The following is a 1,346-nucleotide window of genomic DNA, read 5'->3' on the forward strand; positions in this document are numbered from 1 at the left end:
GGCGCGATGTGGCCGGGCCCGAGGTCGCTGGCCCAGGTCGGCATCTGCGACAGCGGCAGGTAGCTCTGCACCGTGTGGGCCTCGCCCTCGCGCACGATGCGCCCGGCCCATTCGTCGAGCTCGCGGCGGCCGAACTGGCGGCCCAGCACCGCGTCGAAGCTCGCGCGGCCGTCGATGCCCGGGTAGGTGGGCTTGATGAAGCAGTCGCCGAGCTGCGGCAGCACGGCCTCGAGCGCCGCGCGCTCGCCGCACCACCAGGTGGGCAGCGCGGGCAGCAGCAGCTTCTCGTCGAGCAGGTGGCGCGCCAGGCCGGGCAGGAAGCCCAGCAGCGCCGGCGATTCGAGGAAGGCCGAGCCCGGCATGTTGGCCACCAGCACGTTGCCGGCGCGGATCGCCTGCAGCAGGCCCGGCACGCCGAGCGTGGAGTCGGGGCGCAGCTCGAGCGGGTCGAGGAACTGGTCGTCGAGCCGCTTGATGAGCCCGTGCACGGGGCGCAGGCCCTGCAGCGTCTTGAGGTACAGGCGCTGGTCGCGCACCGTGAGGTCGCTGCCCTCGACCAGCGTGACGCCGAGGTAGCGCGCCAGGTAGGCGTGCTCGAAGTAGGTCTCGTTGTAGGGGCCGGGCGTGAGCAGCGCGATGTGCGGCGGCACGCCGGCCGGGCACATGCGCTGCAGGCCGTCCATCATGGCGCTGTAGGTGGCGGCCAGCCGTTGCACGTGCAGCGCCTCGAAGGCCTGCGGGAACTGGCGCGTGATCGCGAGCCGGTTCTCGAGCAGGTAGCCCAGGCCCGAGGGCGCCTGGGTGCGCTGCGAGACCACCCACCAGTTGCCGTCGGGGCCGCGCGCGAGATCGAAGGCCGCGATGTGCAGCCAGGTGTCGCCCGGCGGCTTCACGCCGTGCAGCGCGCGCAGGTAGCCCGGATGGCCGCGCACCAGCGCGGGCGGCAGCAGGCCTTCGGCGAGCAGGCGCTGCGGGCCGTAGACGTCGGCCATCACGCGGTCGAGCACGCGCATGCGCTGCAGCACGCCGGTCTCGATCTGCGCCCAGCTCTCGGGCGAGACGATCAGCGGGAACAGGTCGAGCGACCAGGGCCGCTGCGGGCCGTTGGCATCGGCGTAGACGTTGTAGGTGACGCCGTTGTCGCGGATCTGGCGCTCCAGGCTGACCGCGCGTCGCGGCAGGTCGACGAAGCCGTCGGGGCCGAGCTGTTCGAAGAAGGCGTGCCAGGGCGGCAGCAGCGGGGGCTTGTCGCCGGGGGCGGCGGCCGACGAGGCGGGGTCGGCGGAGGGCGCGCGCGGGGGCGGGGATGCGGATTGCGACTGCGATTGCGATTGCGACTGGGTCGG

The 1,346-nt window shown here is 73.5% G+C and carries 1 protein-coding gene; it reads right to left on the reverse strand.

The window, feature by feature from the left end; translation table 11 throughout:
- On the reverse strand, window positions 1-1,346 hold a 1,346-nt coding region (locus AC27VN_RS41575), incomplete at both ends, for a circularly permuted type 2 ATP-grasp protein (protein WP_490880525.1).

The organism is Variovorax sp. 20P10.2.4, assembly GCF_058244205.1.